We start from the raw sequence: 21,757 nt of genomic DNA, 5'->3' as shown, positions 1-21,757 counted from the left end.
CTTTTCCTTAATTATTTATTATAAGTGTAATTGTACCTGTCAAACTTGTCAAGCCTGACGTATCAATCTGTTGATTATCAATTGTAATGGTCACACCTTGAACCACACCAAGAGTGATTGTTGATGTAGTGCCTGATGAAATAGTGGTTGACACACTTTGATTTTCAGGGCTTAATGTTGCACCACCTTCTAAGTCTGTACCTGTAACACTTACCCAACTAGTTGCATCAGTAACTGATAGTTTTAAATTGACAGAGCTTGTTGCACCTGTCAAGGTTGCTGTCAAGTTGTTACCATTTCCTGATACAGTCAAATTTGTCTTTGAACTGCTAGAAGATTCACTAGAAGTTGCCTCACTAGTCGAACTAGAAGTTGCCTCACTAGTCGAACTAGAAGAAGTAGTTGTCTGTTTGTTTACAACACTATAACTTGATGAAGGAGTAGTTGTTAATGAGTTATGGTGAATGTATGTCCAAACATAATAACTAACAAAAGATAAAATAGCTAATGCAAGGATCGTCAGATAAAATAATGGTAAAAAAGAAGTTCGTTGTTTTTTTGTTCTTCGACTTCTAAAATTTTCTTCCTCATCAACATCCACTTCATCATAAGTAATCATGCTTCCTTCTTCATAAGCATCAAGAATAATTCGCTCATCTAAATCAACAGCCCAAGCATATTTTCTTAGAAAAGAACGAGCATAGAAAGGACTGGGAAGACGATCAAAATCATCAGCTTCCATAGCTTCCAGTAGCTCTAACTGAATATCTGTTTTCTTTTGTAAATCTTCCAAGCTCATTCCTTGATTAATACGAGCTAACCTCAGGACTTCACCGATTGTTTTCTTTCTCATACACACTAGCCTTCTTTCTATTAAACACTATTTTACCAAATTTCACCAAAATATGAAATCATTTTGGAAAAATAGTGAAATCAATCATTTCACAAGAATCAATAAAATGATGTCCTATCTCAATCACATCAACTAAACTGATTGTCTGTAATATTTTTGGTAAATCAAATAGATTATCCCCTTCTGAAAAGGTTTCGTATTGAGTGGCAATATATTCTAATGAATTCAGTCCATGTAAAAAATCACCAAACATTTCACTTTTTATAATATCAAGATGCTCTTCTGTTACATCAGGGTCTTTTTCAAAATCACGAATCGCAGAACGAAATTGGTGAGACAGAGCAACTGGCTCACTAGTATCCATTGTTAACATCACAAAGTGAAAATCTTTTTCTACTTCAACTTCTAACGATAATGAGTTGTCTATTTTTCCAGCCTCATAAAGCGTTTGAAATCTTTTAGATGTCCAACCAAACATCATTGCAAATAGCAATTTTAAAGCAGTATTATAACGAAATAAATCGGTTCCCGCTAACGATTGACTCCCGCGTAATCCGATTGCAAGTTTAGAACTTGCCACTTCCATTCGAACACTCCCAGTAGAAATAACAGGATTTAACGCAAGGGAAAAACGTCTAATCAAACTTTCTTCATCAATTCCCTTCAAAGATTCGTGTTGTTCCTGAATAACAGCAATGGTCTTTTCTAAGTCAAAATTACCAATCAGCAGTAAACTCATATTAGATGGATGGTAAAAGGTTTCAAAGTTTTCATCCAAATCCTCAACGGTTATTTCTGCAATTGATTCAACGCTTCCTGCAATATCTTCTGCCAATGGAGTGTCTGGATAAAGATTTGCTAAAGTGTGAAAAAACAGGCAATAATCTGGATTGTCTTTGTACATATCAATTTCTTGCTGGATAATTCCCTGTTCACGTTGAACGGATTCTTCTGTGAAATAAGCATTTTCTAGTAAACTTTGCAACAATCTCACATTTTCTAAAACATTGTCCGTCGCCAAAAAAAGATAACTGGTCTTAGTAAAACTTGTAAAGGCATTGCTCTCAGCACCTAATTCAACAAATTGTTGTAAAAGATCTTGACCATTTTCATCCTCAAATAATTTATGTTCCAAAAAATGTGCAACTCCTGCAGGATATTGAACAGCTTGATTAGAACCACGTGGAATAAAATAAGTATCAATTGAGCCAAACTTTGCTGTCATAATCCCATAAGTTTCATTGAAATCTCGTTTGGGTAAAAGAAATACTTTTAGACCATTTCGTAAAGTAGTCTGATAGACTGCTTCACCAACTGCTGGATAATCCTTCCTCTCCATTTTTAAAGTTTGCATTATTTTCCTTCCATAAAATAAATCGCTTGTAGCCTGAGTTGTGTTGCAGCAACAATGATATCTTCTCGGCTGATTGCTTCTAAAGCATTTAGCCAAACAGCAATTGGCATAAATGTTTTCTGCAAAACAGATGACATATAAGCTTGTTCTATCAACGTATTTTGCCTATCTAAAGAAAGGAGCATCGCATTTCGTAGCATTTTTTTGGTCTGATTTAACGCCTCATCAGTAAAATGTCCTTTTTTTAAATCTGCAATTTGTCGATAAATTAAACTCACTGTTTTTGTTCGATTTTTCCTATCAATTCCAGCATAAATACGCATCATACCCGAAAAAATATCAATACTACTTGAAATTGTATAAGCTAGACCCTCTTTTTCCCGAACATTAACAAATAATTTTGAATGAGCAAAGCCACCTAAAAGTCCGTTTAATACAATAAGAGGGATATGAGTCTTATCACCATATTGAGTAGAAAAATGATATCCTAATTCAACAATAGATTGATGAGCATCTTTTTGCTCCAATGATTCTTTTAAAATATTCGAAAACTCTTGATGATAATGCAATTGTAAACTAAGTTGACGAGGCTGTAAACCAAAGGTTTTCATATATTCACAGACTTCAATCTCATTAAAATCACCCATAAAAAAGATATCAATTTTATCATTTTGAAGCATTTTTTGAAAAATAGCAAAACTACTTTCTGGTGTTTCCTTGTCAACTAAGTCTGGCGTAGCTAAACGAGACGTTTGCATTTCCTTTTCTGTATAAAATAATTTATTCAGCTCTTGATGTGCGTGATAAAAATGATCTTCAATTTCAGTTTTTAAATCATTGAGTACATTCTTTTTTTCAATTTCAAAAACAGCCTGATTAAAAGCTCCTCCATTCACTAAGGGTCTTAACAAGCTATCCTTTAAAAAATCAAGTATCTCTCCTGTCAGTGTATTTTTTCGACTTAAAAACGCATCGCTAACAAAAGAGATATTTAAATCCACGTAATGTATTAGTCCTCTGCGTGATAATCCCGTTGAAAAGTTGGCACCATAAAGAGTTGCTAATCGTTCACGAAAAATCTGCGAAGTTGGATATACTTCATTAGCTGTTTCAAGCATACTTGCAACCAGCACGTATCCGTAGACATCGGAGCTGAAAACCTCATTTTTATTCGATTCGTTTTAAATTTTTTTGATGTTATAAAATGGAGATCTACTCCAGAAACCAGCTCCATAGTGTCCCTCATGTTCTTTTAATATTGACTTCTATTATATCACGAAACGACTCCTAATTTCTCCTTCAAGCTTTATTCTTTCAACTTAAAACGTTTTCTTAATGGTGTGCTTGTGATAATTCTAATATCATCTTTTCATCTAATTATGATATAATGACAAAGATCGAGGTGAATTATGGAATATAAATTATTTGATGACTACATCACTCTACAAGCATTATTAAAAGAAGTCGGAATCATTCAAAGTGGTGGTGCTATTAAAAGCTTTCTTCAAGAAAATCAAGTTTATTTTAATGGAGAGCTCGAAACTCGCCGCGGAAAGAAAATTCGCATTGGCGATACCATTACTCTTCCAAATCAAAAATTAGAAATACTGCTGACTGCACCAAATGAAAAGGACAGGGGGGAGCATGAAAAAGAACTTTTAGAAAAAAGACGAGTTGCCACCCTTGTAAAAGAAATGAACAAAAATATCAAAAAAAGTAAATCAACAACAGTAAATCAAAAAGCCAATAAATCTAATAAAAAAGCTCCTATCCGCTTCCCAGGTATTTAATATGTGGTTAAAAAACTTACAAATTCAACATTTTCGTAATTATGAAGCAACTGAAATAGATTTTCATTCTGGTCTCAATATTTTTCTAGGCCAAAACGCTCAAGGAAAAACAAATATCTTGGAAGCTATCTATTTTCTTGCATTGACACGAAGTCATCGAACTCGTTCAGACAAAGATTTAATTTATTTCTCCAAAGATACCCTGAAAATATCTGGACAACTTGTCAAGCAAACTGGAAATATTTCTTTGGAAATTGACTTGACACCTAAAGGAAGAATTACAAAAGTTAATCATCTAAAACAAAGCAAACTATCTGATTATGTTGGAAATATGAATGTTGTTTTATTTGCTCCAGAAGATTTACAGTTGATTAAAGGAGCTCCAGCCCTTAGACGAAAATTTATTGATATAGAATTGGGGCAAATTAAACCAATCTATTTATCTGATTTATCAAATTACCACCATGTCTTAAAACAAAGAAATACTTATTTAAAAACAGCAAAAACAATGGATGAGACTTTTTTAGCAGTTTTAGATGATCAACTAGTAGAGTTTGGTTGTCGTGTTATGCAGCATAGGATAGAATTTCTCAAAAAATTAGAGCACTTTGGCCAACAAAAGCATTTGGAACTCTCAAGTCATTTAGAAAACTTAACCATTAAGTACTGCTCTTCTGTTCCACTTTCAGATTCCAATAAGTTAAAAGAATCTTTCCAAATTGCATTAAAGCAAAGCCGTAGTAGAGATTTATTTAAAAAAAATACTGGAGTTGGTCCCCATCGAGATGATATTGCTTTTTATATCAATGACATGAATGCCAATTTTGGTAGTCAAGGACAACATCGAAGCGTGGTTTTATCTCTCAAACTGGCAGAAATTGAGCTCATGGAAACTGTTACTAAAGAAAAACCAATTCTTCTACTTGACGATGTTATGAGTGAACTTGACAATAGTCGTCAACTTAATTTACTTGAAACTATTTCTCAAAATATCCAAACATTTATGACAACAACAACTCTAGAACATCTACAAAACATGCCTTCTAATATTAAAATTTTCTCAATTCATGAAGGACATTTAACTGAAGACAAGGTGTAAACTAGATATTAACACGCTTTACACGTTTGCAAAGTATGTTAATTATAAAAGCTCTGCATTATCTACTGCAGAGCTTTTATAATAAATCTTATTGTACAGAATAGTTTGGAGCTTCATTCGTAATTTGAACATCATGAGGGTGGCTTTCTTTCAAACCAGCTCCACTCATTTCAATAAATTGAGCTTTGTCATGTAGCTCTTGGAGATTGGCTGCTCCACAATATCCCATACCAGAACGAACTCCTCCAATCATTTGGAAAACGATATCTGCTGCTGCACCTTTATAAGCTACACGACCTTCAATTCCTTCCGGTACCAATTTATTTGCTTCATTAACAGAACCTTGGAAATAACGATCGCTTGACCCTTTCTTCATAGCTGCAATCGAACCCATCCCACGATATGTTTTAAACTTACGACCTTGGAAAATTTCCGTTTCACCTGGCGCTTCATCTGTACCAGCAAACATTGAACCGAGCATGACCGCATTTCCTCCCGCAGCCAGTGCCTTCACAATATCTCCTGAATACTGAATACCTCCGTCTGCAATAATTGTTTTCCCATATTCACGCGCAACTTGTGCAGCATCATAAATCGCCGTCACTTGAGGTACACCAACTCCAGCAATGACACGAGTGGTACAAATTGAACCTGGACCGATTCCGACTTTCACAACATCAACTCCAGCATCGTATAACGCACGTGCACCTTCTGCAGTAGCAATATTTCCTGCAATCAACGTTCGTTCTGGAAAATGTTCACGAATCTCAGCAATCTTCCGAAGTACTCCCGCTGAATGTCCATGTGCTGTATCAATGACAATAGCATCTGCACCTGCTTCAAATAAAGCTTCTGCACGCTCAAATGTATCAGAAGTAACTCCTACTGCACCAGCAACCAAAAGACGACCATATTCATCTTTAGCTGCATTTGGAAATTCAATTACTTTTTCAATATCTTTAATTGTAATCAGACCAGATAAACGACCGTAGTCATCAACCAATGGCAATTTTTCAATACGATGCTCATGAAGTATCCGCTCTGCCGTTTCAAGGTCTGTCCCAACAGGAGCAGTTACTAGATTTTTACTCGTCATATGCGCTGAAATAGGTTGATTGTAATCCGTAATAAATCGCATATCACGATTCGTAATAATCCCAACTAATTTGCGGTTTTCAAGCGTTTCAACAACGGGAACACCACTGATACGATAACGTTCCATCAACTCTTCTGCATCTGATACCGTATGAGTCGGAGTCAAAAAGAATGGATCAATGATAACCCCATTTTCTGATCGTTTAACTTTCCGAACTTCATCTGCTTGTTGCTCAATAGACATATTTTTGTGAATAACACCAAGACCTCCAGCACGAGCAATAGCAATGGCCATTTTACTTTCTGTAACAGTATCCATTGCTGCGGTGATAATTGGAATATTGAGTGTCAAATTTTCAGCCAATTTTGTTTGTAAATTCGCATCATTTGGCAAAACATGACTCTCTGCAGGAATGAGTAATACATCATCAAAAGTAAAACCTTTTTTCAAAAATTTAGTGTCCCAGTTAGACATCCACAATTCCTCTTTTCTTTATTGATTGAGCACAGCTCGTATTTATTGTTAATATGATACCATTCTATCTGTATTTGTCAATCACTATTATCTAAAAAACCATCACTTTTAGTGACAGTCTTTCTTAATTTATTTGAAATAATTAATTCCCATAGCAGATTTTACATCAGAAAGAGTCTGACTAGCTACTTGACGTGCTTTTTCGCTACCTTTTTGTAGCATAGTGTAGACTGCTCCCATATCTTTTGAAAATTCAACATGACGTTCACGAATAGGACCTAATTCGCGCTCTAAAATTTCTAATAAATAGCGTTTTGTTTTCACATCTCCCAGTCCACCTCGTTGATAGTGTTCCTTCATGGCTGTAATTTCTCGCGCATCTTCTGGACGACCAAACACATCTAAATAATGAAAAACCATATTGCCTTCAATTTTACCAGGATCTTCAATCTTGATATGATCAGGATCAGTATACATGCTCATCACTTTCTTTTGTAAAGTATCCATATCATCAGATAAATAGATGCCATTATTTAAAGATTTAGACATTTTTGCATTCCCGTCAAGCCCCGGCAAACGTCCTGCTGCTTCATTTTGAGGATAAATGCCCTCAGGCTCTACCAAGACATCACAATTATAAGTATGGTTAAAAGAACGTACAATTTCACGAGTTTGTTCAATCATTGGTTTCTGATCATTTCCTACTGCAACATAATTCGCTTTAAAAGCAGTAATATCTGCTGCTTGTGCAATTGGATAAACTAAAAAACCAGTTGGAATACTTTCACCGAATCCTTTTTGAGCAATTTCTGACTTGACAGTTGGGTTACGTTCCAAACGCGCTAATGACACCAAATTCATATAATACATTGACAGCTCTGACAACTCAGGAATTTGACTTTGAATAAAAATGGTTGTCTTTTCAGGATCTAATCCAGCAGCTAAATAGTCTAATGCTACATTTCCAATTGACTCTACAATTGTCTTAGGATCCTTAGCATGATCTGTCAAGGCTTGCTGATCAGCTAAAAATACAAATAATTCATATTTTCCTTCATCTTGTAATAAAACACGATTTCGCAAACTTCCTACATAATGACCAATATGTAATTTTCCTGTTGGACGATCTCCTGTTAAAATAATAGGTTTTGACATCACATTCTCCTTGAATTTTCTTGATAATATTATACCATTTTCAAGAAAAATGTGTAGAAACTATTTCTACACTTCTTAAAATTATTTGACAATTGAATTACCAGCTTTCACACGCCATTTATAATCAGATAATATAATATCTTTCAAAGAATAAGTTGCTTGCCAATTTAAAAATTCTTTTGCTTTAGAGGCATTTGCTAACACACTTGCTGGATCACCAGAACGACGTGCCACAATTTCATGAGGAATTTTTTGCTGTAAAATTTGCTCTGCAGTATTGTAAATTTCCTTGACAGTATAACCTTGTTCTGTTCCTAAATTGAAAATCTGTGAAGTTGACGAATCTGTAAACAAATAGTCAAATCCCTTTACATGTGCCTGCGCTAAATCTAAAACATGAATATAATCACGAATGCATGAGCCATCTCGCGTTTCATAATCATCGCCATAAATTTTTAAAGCATCATTTTGTCCAAGAGCCGTTTTATTAATATTAGGGATAATATGTGTCGGATTTTTAACCCTCAAACCATTTGAAGTATCCATAGCAGCACCAGCAACATTAAAATAACGAAAAATGACATATTTCCAACTATAGCGGTTGGCCATCCAATAAATCATGCGTTCTCCCATCAGTTTTGTCTCTGCATAAGGATTTACTGGATTTAATAGCGTATCTTCATTTGCAGGTTTATCCATACAATTATTGCCATAAACTGAAGCTGTAGAAGAAAATATAATTTTATCAATTCCTACTTCTGATAATACTTTTAACACACGATTCATACCAGCTACATTTGCTGCAAAATATTTACTAGGATTTTCAATACTTTCACTAACAACGATTTCCCCTGCACAGTGCAATACAGCATCAATTTTATGAGATTGTAAATAAGCTTTTAATGCAGACTCATCATAAACATCCAGTTCTTTAAAGTGTGCTCTTACATCCACCGCATCCCTGACACCTGATGCTAGATTATCCAAAACATGCACATCATAATCAGCATCTAAAAGTACCTTTACAGTATGAGAGCCAATATATCCAGCTCCACCTGTTACTAAAATTGATTTCATTTTTTCTTCTCCTTGTCTTTCTACATCAATACAAGAGTATCTTTTAGTAAGTATTGGTAGGTTTCAACCAAACTTTCAATTCTATCTCCAATAAGAATCCCATCAAATCCAATAGTTAAAATCTGTTCAATATCTTCACAGTTTACACCACCACCAAAAATCAACTGATATGTAAAACCAAACTTTACACTTAAATTATCCAAATAATCTTTTAAATCTTGAAAACTTTCTTCAACATCTATAAAGGAATAATCTTTTTTTCCTTTTAATGTTGCACTCAATATTTCGTAAGCTACAATAATATGTTTATCCTGGAGATCTAGATCATCTAAATATGTTGCGCATTCAAAAATAGGATTTTCATGATTTCCTACACAAATAATAGGAATAATATTTTTCTGTAAAGCATTGTCAATCTTTGAGCGAATCATTCTTGTTGTTTCATTTAAATACTTTTGCCTTTCTAAATGACCTACAAAAGCATAATTTATATTGTAATGTTTTAAATGTTGAGGCGATAAATCACCTACATTTCTTCCTTTAATTGACAAATTTTGAACTGCAATGTCAAAATGATATACATTATAATCCGGTATGATAGGAGCAATAATCAATTGATGTTGTTTGCTCATTGGTTGATTGAACTTCTCTAACAATTCTAATTGTTGCTTGATTGACATCTGATTTTTAAAATTAAAAACAACTAACACTTTACGCCCCCTTTACACTATTTACAACTCTTTTAAAAAATAATCTTCTATTGTCTGTTTATAAAATTTAAATTGAGGATTTTTCACAACATTATGAAAAGATAGTGTTTTTCTTTTCTTTAAACCACAAAATTCCATGGTCTTATGGAATGAAATTAAAACATCATCTACATTTTTTCCATCAAAAAATGCAGCCGGATTATTAAAAACTTCTTCTGGGGCATTCCAAGTTGTGGATAAGATATATTCTTTATTTTTCATTAAACCACCTTGTCCATAAGTATCTGCAAATGAATAAAATTGACCATATTCAAAGACTTCATCCATATATAATTTCAACTTCCCAGGTACATTAAACCAATAAATAGGAAATTGAAAAATAATCAAATCTGCCCACAAAAATTTATTTCTTTCGTTTATTACGTTGTAGTCCTCAACTGACGATAACTGAATATCATGTTTGTGTCGTAAATTTTCCAACATAACATTATACAAACTAAAATTTAATTCTCCTTTACAGAAATCATGCTTTTGATAACCATTTATTAATAAAATTTTCATTTTTTCCTCCTAAAAATTTATAAATTTATTATAAATCTATTTATTTTTTCTTACTTCTCTATATTCTAAAATGTAATATTTTATCCCTGAATCATTTGAAAAAAGTCAAATTTTCTAGTAAAATGAAACTAATTACAGAGTTAGGAGAAAAATATTGCTTACAGTATCGGATGTCTCACTACGATTTAGTGATCGAAAATTATTTGATGATGTGAATATCAAATTTACAAAAGGAAATACTTATGGTTTAATCGGCGCTAATGGTGCAGGAAAATCAACTTTTTTAAAAATCTTAGCTGGCGATATCGAACCAACTACTGGAAATATCTCACTCGGACCAGATGAACGTCTCTCAGTCCTTCGACAAAATCATTTTGACTATGAAGAAAATCGAGTTATTGACGTAGTTATCATGGGGAATGAGCATCTTTATAATATTATGAAAGAAAAAGATACCATTTATATGAAACCTGATTTTTCTGATGAAGATGGTGTCCGAGCAGCTGAATTAGAAGGTGAATTTGCTGAATTAGGTGGCTGGGAAGCCGAAACCGAAGCTTCTCAATTGCTACAAAATCTTCATATTCCTGAAACCCTCTACTACCAAAATATGAACGAATTATCAAATGGAGATAAAGTAAAAGTTCTTCTTGCTAAAGCTCTATTTGGTAAACCAGACGTTCTGTTACTAGATGAACCAACAAACGGTCTTGATATCCAATCCATCTCTTGGCTAGAAGATTTTTTGATTGATTTTGAAAACACCGTTATTGTTGTATCTCACGATCGTCACTTCCTTAATAAAGTATGTACCCATATGGCTGATTTAGACTTCGGTAAAATCAAACTTTATGTTGGTAATTATGACTTCTGGAAAGAATCTAGTGAATTAGCTGCTAAACTCTTAGCAGACCGCAATGCTAAAGCTGAGGAAAAAATCAAGCAACTGCAAGAATTCGTTGCTCGCTTCTCTGCTAATGCTTCAAAATCTAAGCAAGCAACTTCTCGTAAAAAAATGCTTGACAAAATTGAATTGGAAGAAATTGTCCCATCAAGCCGTAAATATCCATTTATTAACTTCAAAGCAGAACGTGAAATCGGAAACGACCTCTTGACAGTCGAAAATCTTTCTGTCAAGATTGACGGCGATATTATTCTTAATAATATCAGCTTCATTCTGCGTCCTGGAGATAAGACAGCCTTGATTGGACAAAACGACCTTCAAACAACTGCTTTGATTCGAGCTATTATAGGAGATATTGACTATGAAGGAACTGTAAAGTGGGGCGTTACAACTAGTCAATCTTATCTACCAAAAGACACCAGCAAAGACTTTGCTAGTGGGGAATCTATTCTTGACTGGCTCCGTCAATTTGCAAGTAAAGAAGAAGATGACAATACTTTCCTTCGAGGGTTTTTAGGGCGTATGCTTTTCTCTGGTGATGAAGTTAACAAACCTGTCAATGTTTTGTCAGGTGGGGAAAAGGTTCGTGTCATGCTGTCAAAACTCATGCTTCTCAAATCAAACGTTTTGATATTAGATGATCCAACCAACCACTTAGACTTAGAATCTATTTCTAGCCTAAATGACGGTCTGAAAAACTTTAAAGAATCTATTATTTTTGCTAGTCATGATCATGAATTTATCCAGACACTTGCTAATCACATTATTGTTCTTTCTAAAAATGGTGTCATTGACCGAATTGATGAAACCTATGATGAATTTTTAGAAAATCAAGAAGTACAAGAAAAAGTCAAGAACCTTTGGAAAGATTAAACCTTTTCGACAGTAGGAGCTGATAAAAGATTCAGTTCCTTAATTTTTAGCATTTTATTATTTATCATAACCTATGAAAAAAATCAAAAAACTTCTTAAGCATTATTATCTGTTTGCCTTTTTTATCCCATTTTTTATCCTGTTTTTAACTTATTTTATAAATGGAATTTATTGGAAAAGTGATACTTCTCCACTTTTGGGAGATGGTTTTCATCAGTATGTCATTTTCGATGTTACCTTAAGAAATATTTTGCATGGTACAGACAGTATTTTTTACACGTTTACAAGTGGACTTGGATTAAATTTTTATGCTTTATCTAGCTATTATCTTGGAAGTTTCTTATCACCTTTAGTTTACTTTTTCAATTTAAAAAATATGCCGGATGCAGTATATTTATTTACTCTGATAAAGTTTGGTTTAATGGGATTAACATGTTTCATAAGTATTAAAGCTATCTTTAAAAAAATTTCTCCTCATCTTATTTTGATACTGTCAACATCCTATGCTTTAATGAGTTTTGCAGTTAGTCAACTTGAAATAAAAACTTGGTTAGATGTTTTCATCATTATTCCGCTTATTTTACTCGGTTTACATTATTTGATACTCCAAAAAGGTTATGTTCTTTACTTTACATCTCTGTCAATTCTTTTCATTCAAAATTATTATTTTGGATACATGATGGTTCTCTTTCTTATTCTATGGTATATTGTTCAAATTTCATGGGATTTTAAAACTAGGATTAAATCTTTCCTGGACTTTACAATTGTATCAATTTTAGCTGGGATAACGAGTCTTATCATGATTTTACCAACTTTTCTAGACTTAAAAACTCATGGTGAAAAATTAACAAAAGTGACAACCTTACTGACTGAAAAAAGTTGGTATTTAGATATTTTTGCCAAAAACTTCATTGGAGCTTTTGACACAACTAAATATGGCTCTATTCCTATGATTTATGTTGGTCTCATTCCATTATTGTTAGCAGTTCTATTTTTTACATTACGATCTATTAAGTTTCACGTGAAACTTGCTTATTTTCTTTTAATTACAATTTTAGTAGCTAGCTTTTCTTTACAACCGTTAGATTTATTTTGGCAAGGTATGCATGCGCCAAATATGTTTCTACATCGTTATTCTTGGACATTTTCCATTGTCATTATCTTCTTAGCTGCAGAAAGCTTGGAGCGTCTAAAAGAGATTAAATTCACAAACATTCTAGCCAGTTTTTCTATCTTAGGACTTGGTTTTATTGCTGCTTTTATTTTTAAGAATCATTACAAATTTTTAGGTTCTGTTAATTTCATCTTAACATTAGAGTTTTTGATTACTTATCTTTTAATTTCTTGGGCTTATACAAAAAAATATATTTCTGTTAAAATATTTACTATTTCTACTTTATTATTTGTTTGCTTCGAACTAAGTTTAAATAGTTTTTATCAAATGGAAGGAATTGCAAAAGAATGGGTCTTTGCAAGTAGAAATGCTTATGAACAAGATTTAACAGCTATTGATTTACTCGTCAACTACAGTAAAAAGAAAAATTCCAATTTTTTTAGAACTGAAAAATTAGCTATTCAAACTGGAAATGACAGTATGAAATACAATTATAATGGTATCTCACAATTTTCTTCTGTCCGCAATACTGCAGCTAGTTCTATTCTTGATAAATTAGGTTTTAAGTCATCTGGAACTAATTTAAATTTACGTTACCAAAACAATAGTATCCTTATGGATAGCTTATTGGGTGTAAAATATAATATTTCAACAAACAATCCTCAAAAATATGGTTTTACTTCCATTAAAACGAAAGATAATTTAACACTTTATGAAAATAAAAATGCTAATTCACTAGCATTTTTAACAAATTCAATTTACAGAGATGTAAAGTTTAATCACTTAACATTAGATAATCAAACTCGTTTTCTCAATCAGCTTTCTGGATTAAATTTAAAATACTATCACAGATTACCTCCTACAAGTAATCATAATGTTAAGCAAGTTGGAAATAGAATAGCTGCAGAAGTAGATAAAGAAAGTTATGACTCTTTTGCCAGCATCACTTACACTTTAGAAGTTCCAGCAAATAGTCAAGTTTATTTAACTTTGCCAAACTTAACTTTCTCAAATGATAACCAAAAATCAGTTGACATAACTGTAAATAACAATCAAAAAATGCATTATGGTACCAACAATGTTTTTCCATTTTTTAATCTTGGTTATTTTAAGCAAAAACAAATCATAACCGTTAAAATATCTTTCCCAGATAATTCAAAAGTTTCATTTGATAGTCCTGAATTTTATAAGCTTGACACCAGTCATTTTCAACAAGCGATAAACAAGATTCAACGACAAAAAGTATCTGTGACAACAAAACATAATACAATAACAGCACATTATCAAGCTCAACGAGATAGTTCTTTATTCTTTACCATTCCTTATGATAAAGGTTGGGCTGCAACACAAAATGGAAAATCAATCAAAATCTCAAGGGCACAAAATGGCTTTATGAAGGTTAATGTCAAAAAAGGCGCAGGAAAAATAAAACTGACATTTATCCCGAATGGTCTAAAAGAAGGTAGTATAGCATTTTTATCTGGAATCTCATTCTTTATTATTTATAATAAGATACGAAAGAAAAAATTGTTATAATTAAAAACCCAAACTGAACAAAAAGACAGTTTGGGTTTTATTATATATTACTAATATAAAAAAGCATCCTTTATGAATGCTTCGTAGCTCCGGCAGTAGGACTCGAACCTACGACATCATGATTAACAGTCATGCGCTACTACCAACTGAGCTATGCCGGATAATATAGTCCGTACGGGATTCGAACCCGTGTTACCGCCGTGAAAAGGCGGTGTCTTAACCCCTTGACCAACGGACCATATATGCTCTTTCACAGAACATATACTATTATACCAGTTTGGAGAACTTTGTCAATAGTTTTTATTTAAAAATTTAACTATATTTGCTATTTCATTATCTATTCTATTTATCCTTTTAATTCCTCTAAAATAGCTTTTAATTTTCCAAGTTTCATTCGAGTAATCGGACAACGATGATCTTCATAAAAAATTATTTCTCGCATTTTTTTGTCATAACCTTTGATGTTTCCAATATTGACTAGGTAGGATTTATGAGGTGAAAAGAAACGTCTTGTTTCTTTATCTTTTTCTTGAATATCTGCAATAGTGCCATAGAATTCTTTAAAAAAGTTTTTACCGACAATTCTTAATTTATGAGAAGAGCCTGTCGTTTCAATATATAAAATGTCATTAAAAGGCATTCTAACCTCTCCGCCACGAAAGCTATATTCAAAATAATCCACCATATCTTTATTTTCAATCAATGTCGCTTTTGTATACTCAATGCTGTCTTTTATATGTTTTTTAAAAGCAACATCACTCAAATTTTTATCAACAAAATCCAGTGCAGATACCTTATATTTGAAGGTCATAGTGGCAAATTCTGATTTCGTTGTAACAAAAACAATAATGGCATACGGATTGTGATGACGTATAAATTTTGCTATTTCTAAACCTTTTGTTTCCTCTCCTTTAATATCAATATCTAAAAAATATAATTGATTTACTTCATCGTTTTCAATATATTCTTTAAATTCCCTTACTTTTCCAGTTACTTTAACTTTTATCGTAATTCCCATTTCTTTTGCAATCTCTGCCAAAGTTGTTTCCATTCTTACTTGATGTGTAATTTCATCTTCTAATACTAATACTTTCATTATAAACCTTCTTTCCTTACTCTTATTACTTGTGTAAAATATTCATCCTCAATTTTAGTATCGAGGATAATTCCTTCATAGTTGTTAATAATTTCTTTGATATTGCTTAAGCCTAAACCGCGTCCTTCACCCTTTGTTGAAAAATCAGTTTGGTAAATCTCTTCTAAATCTAGCGGTCGTTTCTTACGTGAATTTTGAATAACTAAGATTGTTTCTGTATCCAGATCTACTAAAGAAACATTCATCGTTTTTTGATAACTTTCTGCCGCTCCCTCTATTGCATTATTTAAAAGGACACTTGTCATTCTAACCAAATCTAACAATTTAATCGGCAAGGGTTTGACAAAATCTTTTACTTCAAATGTTAATTCTATATTATAGTCACGCGTCTTAAATAAGGTTTGTGTCATAACACTTCTAAGTGCTGAATCTCCAACATTATTTAAATCAAAATACGTATATTTATCTGAACGAAGTTGTAAATTAGCATTTACTAGCACTTCCTGATAAATTCGCTCTACTTCTTTTATATCAGCTGTATGAATGGCTGATTGGAAGCTTGCCAACATTCCTCCATAATCATGACGAAAACCTCGAATTTCATTATACAGACTCACTATTTCATCTGTATATTTTTGTAATTGTAGTTGTTCTCGTTCTTTTTGTTTAATTTGTTCTTCTTTTTCATACTTTTCACGAATAGATTGTAAGTAGAATAAAGTTGACATAAACATTAAAAAGCAAATTGTAGCAATCATACTAGAAAAACTATTTAAATTTTTCATGTTACTAAGCCAATGCGATAAATTTAATACAAAATGAATAAATAAGAGATAAAAGTTTAACTGCAAAATATTCTCTTTGAAATCCGCCTTTTTAAAATATTTAAAATTAAACTTAAAATAATCAATTGCTTTTAAAATAAAAATTAAAGAAATAATATTGATAAAAATATAGAACAATCCCCAGTATCTATCAACAAACTTATCACCTGTAACAGAAGAAATAATAACTGAAAAGAAGGTTTCAGAGGTAGTTACAGATGAATAAATTAAAAAGGTTGCAAAAACTGATATACACTTCTCATATTTCTTAAAGCGATAAAAATAGAAGTAAATTATAATAGGCTCTAATAATAAACATAAATAGGCTAATAAGGAATTAATCGAATTTATAAAAGATGAAAATAAAAATAAACACAAGCACAATAAAGTAAAGCGAAAATCTATAATTTTCACTTTACTAATTTTTTTATGAACAATTGAAAAAGATAAAATTCCGATAATAAAAGAAATGATTATAAATATTTTATCCAGATTCATAATGATAAAATCTCCTAACCAAATAATTTTTTCCCAATTCCAATCATTCCTCTAGGATCCCTCCTATCCCCACCAACGATTTTATCTAACTGCTCATCATTCAGTTCTTTAAATTCTACAACTTCCTTTTTTACTACCTCTTTTTTAGCAAACAACTTTTTCATAATTTCTCCTTAATGTTTATTTTTTGTAAGAAATCTTACAAGGTAATTATACAAAATCTTCATAAATAAATTGAAAAAAACTCTAAACGATACATTTTTACATCTCAAAAGACTTCTTTATCCAGTTATAGAAAAAGGCACGCTTTCCCGTGCCCTTTTCTTATATGATCCCAGCAGGATTCGAACCTGCGACCGTTCGCTTAGAAGGCGAATGCTCTATCCAGCTGAGCTATGAGACCAATGCTCTATCATTTTAACAAAAAAAGCCTATGACGTCAAGATTACTTATGATAGGGACTTCCTTGTTGAATCATAAACGATCGATAAATTTGTTCTACTAAAACTAATCGCATTAACTGATGAGGAAGTGTCAATTTTCCAAAACTCATCAGCAAATTAGCTCTTTTTTTGACAGCAGTAGACAGACCAATACTCCCACCAATCACAAAAGTAATATCCGAAAATCCACGAACAGTCACATCGCTTAATCTCTTACTGAATTCTTCTGACGGAAATTGTTGCCCTTCAATAGCTAAAACAATCACAAATTCTTTATCATTAATTTTCGATAAGATATGATTTCCTTCTTTGTCAAGAATTTGTTGATTTTCTAAGTGACTTGCCTTATCAGGTGTTTTTTCATCTGGAAGTTCAATCATCTCAAATTTAGTAAAGCGCCCTAAACGTTTTACATACTCTGCAATTCCATCTTTTAGATATTTTTCTTTTAATTTTCCAACAGTTACAAGTTTTATTTTCATATTTCTATTCTACCATATCCACAATTATTTCACACCTTATTCACAGTATAAAAAATTAAATTACCTTATAAATGACTTAGAAAATCACAGATTTTAAAAGTTATCCACAATTTGTGGAAAAGATAAAACATTTAAGCTATAATTAAGTTAAATTCTTTATACTTTCAGTAATTGAAATAACTAGGAGGAAGATATGAAAAACTCTTCAAATTTCACAAAAAAATTGTTATTGCTTTTCATGGTCTTAGCTATAGGTTTTATCGGTGGTTTACTTGGAAACTTAACTTCATCTAAATTATCAACAAATAGCTCTACAACGACTAAAGTTAATCAAGTTACTACTGCTTATAAAAATACAAATTCCACAACACAAGCTGTGAGTAAAGTGAAAGATGCTGTGGTATCCGTTATTACCTATGCTAATAATAATTCACAAAACAGCGTGTTTGGAAATGATGATTCAAATAATAACAATGATAATTCTCAACAAGTAGCTAGCGAAGGATCTGGGGTTATTTATAAAAAAGATGGAAAATACGCTTACTTAGTAACCAATACTCACGTTATCAGTGGTGCTAAAAAAGTTGACATTCGTTTAGCAGATGGTAATAAAGTTCCTGGAGAAATTGTAGGGTCAGATACTTATTCTGATATCTCCGTTGTTCGAATTAGTGCTGATAAAGTAAAATCAGTTGCTGAATTTGGAGATTCTAGTAAATTGACGGTTGGTGAGACAGCTATTGCGATTGGAAGTCCGCTCGGATCAAATTACGCTAACACTGTGACGCAAGGAATTATTTCTAGTTTAAATCGTAATGTTTCTTTAAAATCTGAAGACGGACAAACGATTTCAACACAAGCTATTCAAACAGACACAGCTATTAACCCAGGGAACTCTGGTGGACCACTTGTGAATATCCAAGGACAAGTAATTGGTATTACTTCAAGTAAAATAGCTAGCAACGGCGGAACTTCGGTTGAAGGATTAGGATTTGCTATTCCATCTAATGATGTTATAAACATTATTAACCAGTTAGAAGCAAATGGAACTGTTACACGACCAGCTCTAGGAATCCAAATGATTGACATCACTAATCTGTCTAGTTCAGATCTATCACGCTTAAAACTTCCATCAAAAATAACTAGTGGAGTTGTCGTACGTTCAGCTCAATCTGGAATGCCAGCTGAAGGAAAACTTCAAAAATATGATGTGATTACAAAAGTAGATGATAAAGAAATTTCTTCAACAAGTGATTTACAATCCGCTTTATACAAACATTCAATTGGTGACAACATAAAAATCACTTTCTATCGTGATGGAAAAGAAACTACTACTACCATTAAGCTTACAAAATCTACAAAAGATTTAGATTCAAATAATTGACACTTTATTAACACATCTTTACAGAATTGTAAAGGTGTGTTATTCTATATAAACATGGAAAAATATCAATATATCACACTTAATGACATCCAAACAAATCCTTATCAACCAAGAAAAGAATTTTCAGAAGAAAAAATTGCTGAACTTGCTAGTTCTATAAAAGAACATGGGATTATTCAGCCCATCATTGTACGAAAATCTCCGATAATTGGTTATGAATTGCTAGCTGGTGAAAGGCGTTTTAGAGCTGCTAAATTAGCAGGCTTAACAAATATACCAGCTATTATAAAAGAAGTAACAGATGATGAAATGATGAAGCAAGCCATCATTGAAAATTTACAACGAGAAGATTTAAATCCTATAGAAGAAGCACAATCTTATCAATATTTGATTGACAAAGGGTTGACACATAAAGAAATCGCTCTAACTATGGGAAAATCACGTCCTTATATTACAAATTCCGTCCGGTTATTAAATTTACCTCTCAATATTATCGAAGCGATAAAAGAAAGAAATATTTCTCAGGGACACGCTCGTCTGCTCATTAATCTCTCAGAAAAAGAGCAAAATCAGTGGTTTGATAAAATCTTATCTCAAAGCCTTTCAGTTCGACAGCTAGAAAAACAATTGCATTCCCAACAGACAAAAACTGTAATAAAAAATAAACATCATCTCTTCCTCAAAGAGGAAGAAAAAAGATTAAAAAAGATATTTGGTACAGAGATTTCTCTTCAATTTTCTAAACAATCTCAATCAGGGAAAATTTGTATTCATTTTTCAAACCTAGAAGAATATCAAAGAATTATTGACAGCTTTAAATAAGGCTGTTATTTTTATTCTTTCAAGTCACAGAGTTATCCACTCTTATTTTATAAGAAAAACTTAATAAATCACAGAAAAACTCCTTTATTCACAATCTGTGGAAAACTTTAAAGAACAATGTGAATTTATTTCCACAGATTGTGGAAAACTTTTGCGTTTTATGTTAAAATAACTTCTATGGATAATTAAATATAACGAAGAATTTATTAGCAAGGAAGGAGGTTTTTTATGTCACAAGAAGCTAATTTTTGGGCGCGTGTTTTAGAATTGGCTCAAAAACAAATCAAAAAAAATACATATGATTATTTTGTTTCAGGAGCTCGGTTAATGAAAGTTGAAAATTTTCAAGCTACTGTACTTCTTGACAGTCCTGTCAAACAATTATTTTGGGATCAAAATTTAGCAGATGTCATCATTACTGCAGGTTTTGAAATTTATAATGACCAAATCACCGTACACTATATCTTTCAAGAGGAAAATGATGAAGTTACTCCATCAACAAATACAAATCATTCAGTAGGTAAACCAAGTCTTCCTCCTGTTGAAACTGGGTTAAAAGCAAAATATACATTTGATAATTTTGTTCAAGGTGATGGAAATGTTTGGGCTCTATCGGCGGCACTCGCTGTTTCTGAAAATTTAGCAACAACTTATAATCCATTGTTTATCTATGGTGGACCAGGATTAGGAAAAACCCATTTACTAAATGCAATTGGAAATCAAATTTTAGAAAATATTCCTGATGCTAGAGTGAAATACATTCCTGCTGAGACTTTTATCAACGACTTTTTAGAACATCTTCGATTAGGAGAAATGGAAAGTTTTAAGAGAACTTATCGCAGCCTTGATCTCTTATTGATTGATGACATTCAATCTTTAGGAGGAAAAAAAGTTTCTACTCAAGAAGAATTTTTCAATACCTTTAATGCTTTGCACGGAGATAATAAACAAATTGTTTTAACAAGCGACCGAAGTCCTGATCATCTGGATAATCTTGAAGAACGTTTAGTCACGCGCTTCAAATGGGGATTAACTCAAAACATTACTCCACCTGATTTTGAAACAAGAATCGCTATTTTACGCAATAAGATAGAAGGTTTAGATTACATTTTTCCAAATGATACCTTAGAATATCTAGCAGGTCAATTTGATTCAAATGTGCGAGATTTAGAAGGTGCTCTAAATGATATTTCTCTTATGGCTAGAGTAAAAAATCTGAAAGAAATTACAATTGACGCTGCTGCTGAAGCTATTCGAGCTCGAAAACAAGATGCAAGTCAAATTTTAGTTATTCCAATTGATAAAATCCAAACAGAAGTTGGAAATTTCTATGGAGTTAGCGTTAAAGAAATGAAAGGAAGTCGTCGGGTTCAAAATATTGTCCTTGCTAGACAAGTAGCTATGTATTTGGCCCGTGAATTAACCGATAATAGTCTTCCAAAAATTGGAAGAGAATTTGGCGGTAAAGATCATACAACGGTCATACATGCTCATGGGAAAATTAAAACAATGCTCGAAACGGATGATAATCTTCGATTAGAAATAGAAAACATAAAAAATAAAATCAGATAACTGTGGATAATTGCAGAAAAAATGTTAAAGTTATTCACAA

At 32.3% G+C, this 21,757-nt stretch carries 18 protein-coding genes, 3 tRNA genes and 1 pseudogene; 7 read left to right on the top strand and 15 right to left on the bottom strand.

Annotated elements, in window-relative coordinates:
* Positions 1 to 7: 7 nt before the first annotated feature.
* The 3 genes and pseudogenes from rodZ to yfmF form a co-directional block, all read right to left on the bottom strand.
* The gene (gene rodZ / locus ANG_RS00760; RefSeq protein WP_025271552.1) at positions 8 to 853 is read right to left on the bottom strand and encodes a cytoskeleton protein RodZ; all 846 of its coding nucleotides are present in this window, start codon (positions 851 to 853) and stop codon (positions 8 to 10) included.
* A 58-nt stretch (positions 854 to 911) separates the two neighbouring features.
* Positions 912 to 2,207: an EF-P 5-aminopentanol modification-associated protein YfmH gene (gene yfmH / locus ANG_RS00755; RefSeq protein ID WP_025271551.1), complete on the bottom strand. Its 1,296-nt coding sequence runs from the start codon at positions 2,205 to 2,207 to the stop codon at positions 912 to 914.
* Positions 2,207 to 3,441, bottom strand: a pseudogene (gene yfmF / locus ANG_RS00750) (EF-P 5-aminopentanol modification-associated protein YfmF). Before yfmF ends, yfmH begins: the two are co-directional and overlap by 1 nt.
* Positions 3,442 to 3,616: 175 nt before the next feature.
* Here yfmF and yaaA point away from each other — a divergent pair.
* On the top strand, positions 3,617 to 3,997 hold the full coding sequence (gene yaaA / locus ANG_RS00745; protein ID WP_003038263.1) for a S4 domain-containing protein YaaA: 381 nt from the start codon (positions 3,617 to 3,619) through the stop codon (positions 3,995 to 3,997).
* A gap of 1 nt (position 3,998) precedes the next feature.
* Positions 3,999 to 5,096, top strand: a complete 1,098-nt coding sequence (recF, locus tag ANG_RS00740) for a DNA replication/repair protein RecF (RefSeq protein WP_004225039.1) — start codon at positions 3,999 to 4,001, stop codon at positions 5,094 to 5,096.
* An 88-nt stretch (positions 5,097 to 5,184) separates the two neighbouring features.
* Here recF and guaB read toward each other — a convergent pair whose 3' ends face one another.
* From guaB to ANG_RS00715, 5 genes are all read right to left on the bottom strand, one after another.
* Positions 5,185 to 6,666: an IMP dehydrogenase gene (gene guaB, locus ANG_RS00735; RefSeq protein ID WP_003038256.1), complete on the bottom strand. Its 1,482-nt coding sequence runs from the start codon at positions 6,664 to 6,666 to the stop codon at positions 5,185 to 5,187.
* A 129-nt stretch (positions 6,667 to 6,795) separates the two neighbouring features.
* Positions 6,796 to 7,821, bottom strand: a complete 1,026-nt coding sequence (gene trpS / locus ANG_RS00730) for a tryptophan--tRNA ligase (protein WP_025271550.1) — start codon at positions 7,819 to 7,821, stop codon at positions 6,796 to 6,798.
* Between the two features lie 81 nt (positions 7,822 to 7,902).
* The gene (galE, locus tag ANG_RS00725) at positions 7,903 to 8,898 is read right to left on the bottom strand and encodes a UDP-glucose 4-epimerase GalE (protein ID WP_004225065.1); all 996 of its coding nucleotides are present in this window, start codon (positions 8,896 to 8,898) and stop codon (positions 7,903 to 7,905) included.
* Between the two features lie 20 nt (positions 8,899 to 8,918).
* Positions 8,919 to 9,608 (bottom strand): triose-phosphate isomerase, encoded by a 690-nt coding sequence (locus ANG_RS00720; RefSeq protein ID WP_004225021.1) that lies wholly within the window; start codon positions 9,606 to 9,608, stop codon positions 8,919 to 8,921.
* Positions 9,609 to 9,629: 21 nt separating this feature from the next.
* Positions 9,630 to 10,169, bottom strand: coding sequence for an NAD(P)H-dependent oxidoreductase (locus tag ANG_RS00715; RefSeq protein WP_004225066.1), 540 nt, complete (start codon positions 10,167 to 10,169; stop codon positions 9,630 to 9,632).
* A 154-nt stretch (positions 10,170 to 10,323) separates the two neighbouring features.
* Here ANG_RS00715 and ANG_RS00710 point away from each other — a divergent pair, with 154 nt between their 5' ends.
* Together ANG_RS00710 and ANG_RS00705 are read left to right on the top strand one after the other, a co-directional pair.
* Positions 10,324 to 11,946, top strand: coding sequence for an ATP-binding cassette domain-containing protein (locus tag ANG_RS00710; RefSeq protein WP_003038260.1), 1,623 nt, complete (start codon positions 10,324 to 10,326; stop codon positions 11,944 to 11,946).
* A gap of 73 nt (positions 11,947 to 12,019) precedes the next feature.
* Positions 12,020 to 14,596, top strand: a complete 2,577-nt coding sequence (locus tag ANG_RS00705; protein ID WP_004225037.1) for a YfhO family protein — start codon at positions 12,020 to 12,022, stop codon at positions 14,594 to 14,596.
* An 87-nt stretch (positions 14,597 to 14,683) separates the two neighbouring features.
* On the opposite strand, the gene ANG_RS00700 is transcribed toward ANG_RS00705, so the two are convergent.
* The 7 genes from ANG_RS00700 to rlmH all read right to left on the bottom strand — a co-directional run bounded on the left by ANG_RS00700 (position 14,684) and on the right by rlmH (position 17,939).
* Positions 14,684 to 14,757, bottom strand: a tRNA-Asn gene (locus ANG_RS00700).
* Positions 14,758 to 14,762: 5 nt separating this feature from the next.
* Positions 14,763 to 14,834 (bottom strand) — tRNA-Glu (locus ANG_RS00695).
* Positions 14,835 to 14,942: 108 nt separating this feature from the next.
* Positions 14,943 to 15,692: a competence system response regulator transcription factor ComE gene (comE, locus tag ANG_RS00690; RefSeq protein ID WP_003038257.1), complete on the bottom strand. Its 750-nt coding sequence runs from the start codon at positions 15,690 to 15,692 to the stop codon at positions 14,943 to 14,945.
* The gene (locus tag ANG_RS00685; protein ID WP_003038254.1) at positions 15,692 to 17,014 is read right to left on the bottom strand and encodes a GHKL domain-containing protein; all 1,323 of its coding nucleotides are present in this window, start codon (positions 17,012 to 17,014) and stop codon (positions 15,692 to 15,694) included. Before ANG_RS00685 ends, comE begins: the two co-directional genes overlap by 1 nt.
* A gap of 14 nt (positions 17,015 to 17,028) precedes the next feature.
* Positions 17,029 to 17,178 carry a bacteriocin gene (locus ANG_RS10760; protein WP_003038250.1) on the bottom strand — a complete coding sequence of 50 codons (150 nt, stop codon included), beginning with the start codon at positions 17,176 to 17,178 and terminating at the stop codon, positions 17,029 to 17,031.
* A gap of 165 nt (positions 17,179 to 17,343) precedes the next feature.
* Positions 17,344 to 17,417: transfer RNA gene (locus ANG_RS00675), tRNA-Arg, on the bottom strand.
* Positions 17,418 to 17,459: 42 nt separating this feature from the next.
* Positions 17,460 to 17,939, bottom strand: a complete 480-nt coding sequence (gene rlmH, locus ANG_RS00670; protein WP_004225060.1) for a 23S rRNA (pseudouridine(1915)-N(3))-methyltransferase RlmH — start codon at positions 17,937 to 17,939, stop codon at positions 17,460 to 17,462.
* Between the two features lie 193 nt (positions 17,940 to 18,132).
* Between rlmH and ANG_RS00665 the strand changes: the two genes are divergently transcribed.
* From ANG_RS00665 to dnaA, 3 genes are all read left to right on the top strand, one after another.
* Positions 18,133 to 19,323, top strand: a complete 1,191-nt coding sequence (locus tag ANG_RS00665) for a S1C family serine protease (protein WP_003032033.1) — start codon at positions 18,133 to 18,135, stop codon at positions 19,321 to 19,323.
* 54 nt (positions 19,324 to 19,377) lie between these two features.
* Positions 19,378 to 20,145: a ParB/RepB/Spo0J family partition protein gene (locus ANG_RS00660; protein ID WP_025271549.1), complete on the top strand. Its 768-nt coding sequence runs from the start codon at positions 19,378 to 19,380 to the stop codon at positions 20,143 to 20,145.
* A gap of 228 nt (positions 20,146 to 20,373) precedes the next feature.
* On the top strand, positions 20,374 to 21,717 hold the full coding sequence (gene dnaA / locus ANG_RS00655) for a chromosomal replication initiator protein DnaA (RefSeq protein WP_004225063.1): 1,344 nt from the start codon (positions 20,374 to 20,376) through the stop codon (positions 21,715 to 21,717).
* Positions 21,718 to 21,757: the final 40 nt, after the last annotated feature.

It is taken from the genome of Streptococcus anginosus subsp. whileyi MAS624 (assembly GCF_000478925.1).
Classification (GTDB): Bacteria; Bacillota; Bacilli; order Lactobacillales; family Streptococcaceae; genus Streptococcus; species Streptococcus whileyi.
The sequence above is the reverse complement of the archived record's forward strand: the minus strand, read 5'-3'. Positions and strand labels throughout refer to the sequence as shown.

Coding starts and splice junctions, on each gene's coding strand:
- rodZ (WP_025271552.1), bottom strand. CDS start 853: ATGAGAAAGAAAACAATCGGTGAAGTCCTGAGGTTAGCTCGTATTAAT.
- yfmH (WP_025271551.1), bottom strand. CDS start 2,207: ATGCAAACTTTAAAAATGGAGAGGAAGGATTATCCAGCAGTTGGTGAA.
- yaaA (WP_003038263.1), top strand. CDS start 3,617: ATGGAATATAAATTATTTGATGACTACATCACTCTACAAGCATTATTA.
- recF (WP_004225039.1), top strand. CDS start 3,999: ATGTGGTTAAAAAACTTACAAATTCAACATTTTCGTAATTATGAAGCA.
- guaB (WP_003038256.1), bottom strand. CDS start 6,666: ATGTCTAACTGGGACACTAAATTTTTGAAAAAAGGTTTTACTTTTGAT.
- trpS (WP_025271550.1), bottom strand. CDS start 7,821: ATGTCAAAACCTATTATTTTAACAGGAGATCGTCCAACAGGAAAATTA.
- galE (WP_004225065.1), bottom strand. CDS start 8,898: ATGAAATCAATTTTAGTAACAGGTGGAGCTGGATATATTGGCTCTCAT.
- ANG_RS00715 (WP_004225066.1), bottom strand. CDS start 10,169: ATGAAAATTTTATTAATAAATGGTTATCAAAAGCATGATTTCTGTAAA.
- ANG_RS00705 (WP_004225037.1), top strand. CDS start 12,020: ATGAAAAAAATCAAAAAACTTCTTAAGCATTATTATCTGTTTGCCTTT.
- comE (WP_003038257.1), bottom strand. CDS start 15,692: ATGAAAGTATTAGTATTAGAAGATGAAATTACACATCAAGTAAGAATG.
- ANG_RS00685 (WP_003038254.1), bottom strand. CDS start 17,014: ATGAATCTGGATAAAATATTTATAATCATTTCTTTTATTATCGGAATT.
- ANG_RS10760 (WP_003038250.1), bottom strand. CDS start 17,178: ATGAAAAAGTTGTTTGCTAAAAAAGAGGTAGTAAAAAAGGAAGTTGTA.
- rlmH (WP_004225060.1), bottom strand. CDS start 17,939: ATGAAAATAAAACTTGTAACTGTTGGAAAATTAAAAGAAAAATATCTA.
- ANG_RS00665 (WP_003032033.1), top strand. CDS start 18,133: ATGAAAAACTCTTCAAATTTCACAAAAAAATTGTTATTGCTTTTCATG.
- ANG_RS00660 (WP_025271549.1), top strand. CDS start 19,378: ATGGAAAAATATCAATATATCACACTTAATGACATCCAAACAAATCCT.
- dnaA (WP_004225063.1), top strand. CDS start 20,374: ATGTCACAAGAAGCTAATTTTTGGGCGCGTGTTTTAGAATTGGCTCAA.